Here is a 2,931-nt window from a genome sequence, read left to right on the forward strand (position 1 = left end):
TCCGAACTTAAGTTTTATGAAAATGGAGGGTGAAGATTAAAAGGAGCGTTGAACTTTCTGTTTCGTCTTTGCTTCAAGGCAAAGATGAAAGCCTCCGGCAGGAAAAAGTTCGAATTTAATCGATCTCACATTTTTGTTTGAGAGTTTCAAAAAATATGGTAAATATTGTGACTTTTATTTTCGTAACATTTCGCCAAAACCTTCCGACATGTAAACCTGGTTCTCACCATTGTCGTCGGCATAAATAAAATAGATTTCCATTCCCGGCACCAGTCGTGCAATTTCAATCCCTGCATCTTTTCCCAAAACCATAAAAGCGGTGGCAAAGGCATCGGCAGTCATACAATCGTTGGCAACTACTGAGGCACTTAACAAACTGTGCTGTACCGGGTATCCTGAAATTGGGTCGATGGTGTGGGCATATTTTTTACCGTCTTCTTCATAAAAGTTCAGGTAGTTTCCTGATGTTGCCATTGATCGGTTATTAAGCATTAAAGCTGCACTTAATTCATTTTCAAAAGGATTTTCAATAGGCTTGCGAATCCCGATAGTCCACACTTTATTTTTATCGTTTACACCTTTGGCTACAACTTCGCCACCAATATCAACCATGTAGTTCAGACAACCTTTTTTTTGCAGAAACTCACCAATCAAATCGCAGGTGTAACCTTTGGCAATGGCGCTCATATTTATGGTCATGTGCGGATTTTCCTTTAGGATCCTGCCATTTTCCAGCTTGATCTTTTCATATCCACAAATTTGTTTTAGCGAATCCACCTTTTCATTTGTCATTTTTTGCCGGTCTTCAGGGCCAAATCCCCATGCGCTAATAAGCGGACCTGCGGTAATGTCAAAAGCACCATTGGTAATCTTTGAAATTTCTTCAGCACGCAAAAAGCAGGTAACAAATTCCGGTTCAAGCTCAACAGGAGTGTTGTTATTTACTTTTGAGATGGTTGCCTCTTTGTCGTAATGCGAAAAAATGCGCGACAAACGTTGCAGCTCCTCATCAATATTCGTTTGCAGGTCATCGCCGTTGGGGCTTTCATATTTAATGCTGTAATATGTGCCGTAAATGGTTCCGTTATTGGCAATGTATTTTGTTGTGCCGGTATTGCAGGCCTGAAAAATAAGGATTAACCCTATAAGGAGAAGTATTCGCTGATTCATTTTCACATAGTTGAATTTGCTGCGAATTTAGGAAAATTATGCGCAAGGGGCAGTGCCTCAGGGATGAAATACCAGGGAAGTTTTAATGTAACCCTTCAATTATCTTTCAGTCATTAAATCAATCAGACGGTTAAGTTTTTCGCGGAGGTCGATCAGTTCTTCCTCCGATATTTTATCGGTATCAAGTTGAGCAACCAGTTTTTCCGGTATTTCGGCTGCCAGAGTGCGCAAATGTAATCCTATGTCGGTGAGGCTAACTGTTACTTTTCGTTCATCCTCGTCTGATCGGGTGCGTTTTACAATTCCCTGCGTTTCCATCCTTTTTAAAAGCGGAGTGATGGTGTTGGTATTCAGAATCAGTTTTTTGGCAATTGTATTTACCGGCATGGAATCGTGTTCCCAAAGCACCATTAAAACCAGGTATTGCGGGTAAGTAATTCCCAGCTCGTCGAGCATTGGCTGATAAGCACGTGTTATAAGGCGCGAGGCCGCATAAACTGGGAAACAAAGCTGATTACTGAGTTTTAACTGTTCGAATTCCATAATCATTATTTTTAGTGCAAAGATAAAAAAGGAAGTCGCTGAAGTGTGTCATCAGCGGCTTCATTTACTTCGATTAATCTTCGTTTAGTATAAAAATTTAGTTCTGTAAAAGTTTGGCAATGTGGCCTTCCAGTTTTTCGGGTTTTGTTGTTGGCGCAAACCGTTTTACTGGATTACCGTTGGCATCGATCAAAAATTTCGTAAAGTTCCATTTGATCTTACTTCCCAAAATTCCTCCCAATTCTTTTTTTAGGTATTTGTAAATAGGGTGGGTATCGTCGCCGTTTACATCTATTTTCGAGAACATCGGAAAGGTTACTCCGTAGTTTAGCAGGCAACCTTCGGCAATTGATTTTTCGTCGCCGGGTTCCTGGTTGGCAAACTGGTTGCACGGAAATCCAAGAATCACTAATCCTTTCTCTTTGTAATCTTTGTACAGTTTTTCCAGCCCCTCAAACTGTGGTGTTAATCCACATTTGCTGGCTGTGTTTACTACTAAAACGGTTTTCCCTTTGTAGCTGTCCATAGCAACTTCTTTGCCCTGTAAATTTGTAGCTTTAAATTGATAAAAATTATTTTCCATTGTTTAATTGTTTTCTAATTTGTCTTTTGTGAAAAAGTCGTACGCGATACAAATATAGGTATATTTTTAATATGTCGTATGCGATATAAAATAAATACGAATAAAAGGAAAGGATAAATTCATATTTCGAAAAACTGTTCGTACTTTTGCGAACAACGAACAAGGTAAAAATTAATGGAAGTAAAAATCATTACAGATCAGCAACAAAAAATAGCCCGTTATGCAAAGGCGCTGGGTCATCCGGTGCGTGTGTATGTGTTGCAATTGCTGGGTAAACAAAGTTGTTGCTACAGTGGCGATTTAAGTGACGAGCTGCCAATCGCAAAGTCAACTTTGTCGCAACATTTAAAAGAATTAAAGGATGCAGGATTGATACAGGGAGAGATTGAAGCTCCGCGAATTAAATATTGTGTGAACAAAGAGAACTGGGAAGAAGCGCAGGAGTTATTCAAAGAATTTCTGAAAATAGATTAGAGATTTTAAGCGAATCTTTCGTATATCAGCGAACAATAAATCAAAAAAAACAAAGAGAAGATGGAGATAAAAGTTTTAGGAACCGGCTGTGCAAAGTGCAAAAAGCTGGAAGAAAAGACAAGAAACGCCGTAAGTGAACTGGGCATTGAAGCATCGATCGA

General features: G+C 39.3%; 5 protein-coding genes. 2 read left to right on the forward strand and 3 right to left on the reverse strand.

Translation table 11 applies throughout. The features are described from left to right. Positions 1 to 174: 174 nt before the first annotated feature. The 3 genes from ABZB17_RS21930 to ABZB17_RS21940 form a co-directional block, all read right to left on the reverse strand. A complete protein-coding gene (locus ABZB17_RS21930; protein WP_372653701.1) occupies positions 175 to 1,170 on the reverse strand; it encodes an FAD:protein FMN transferase in 996 nt (331 codons plus the stop codon). A gap of 99 nt (positions 1,171 to 1,269) precedes the next feature. Next, positions 1,270 to 1,713 (reverse strand): MarR family winged helix-turn-helix transcriptional regulator, encoded by a 444-nt coding sequence (locus tag ABZB17_RS21935; RefSeq protein ID WP_372653704.1) that lies wholly within the window; start codon positions 1,711 to 1,713, stop codon positions 1,270 to 1,272. A gap of 97 nt (positions 1,714 to 1,810) precedes the next feature. Next, complete coding sequence (locus ABZB17_RS21940; RefSeq protein ID WP_372653707.1) at positions 1,811 to 2,296, reverse strand: glutathione peroxidase; 486 nt, start codon at positions 2,294 to 2,296, stop codon at positions 1,811 to 1,813. A gap of 174 nt (positions 2,297 to 2,470) precedes the next feature. Here ABZB17_RS21940 and ABZB17_RS21945 point away from each other — a divergent pair, with 174 nt between their 5' ends. After that, entirely contained in the window at positions 2,471 to 2,770 is a 300-nt protein-coding gene (locus tag ABZB17_RS21945) for an ArsR/SmtB family transcription factor (RefSeq protein ID WP_372653710.1), read from the forward strand. A gap of 60 nt (positions 2,771 to 2,830) precedes the next feature. Continuing rightward, positions 2,831 to 2,931: thioredoxin family protein (locus tag ABZB17_RS21950; RefSeq protein ID WP_372653713.1), on the forward strand; the 101-nt coding region annotated here is incomplete at its 3' end.

Origin of the sequence: Draconibacterium sp., from assembly GCF_041583095.1 — a bacterium.
Taxonomy (GTDB): domain Bacteria; phylum Bacteroidota; class Bacteroidia; order Bacteroidales; family Prolixibacteraceae; genus Draconibacterium.

Bases quoted from the DNA above. Each gene is read 5' to 3' on its own strand.
- ABZB17_RS21935 (WP_372653704.1), bottom strand. From the start codon at position 1,713: ATGGAATTCGAACAGTTAAAACTCAGTAATCAGCTTTGTTTCCCAGTT.
- ABZB17_RS21930 (WP_372653701.1), bottom strand. From the start codon at position 1,170: ATGAATCAGCGAATACTTCTCCTTATAGGGTTAATCCTTATTTTTCAG.
- ABZB17_RS21945 (WP_372653710.1), top strand. From the start codon at position 2,471: ATGGAAGTAAAAATCATTACAGATCAGCAACAAAAAATAGCCCGTTAT.
- ABZB17_RS21940 (WP_372653707.1), bottom strand. From the start codon at position 2,296: ATGGAAAATAATTTTTATCAATTTAAAGCTACAAATTTACAGGGCAAA.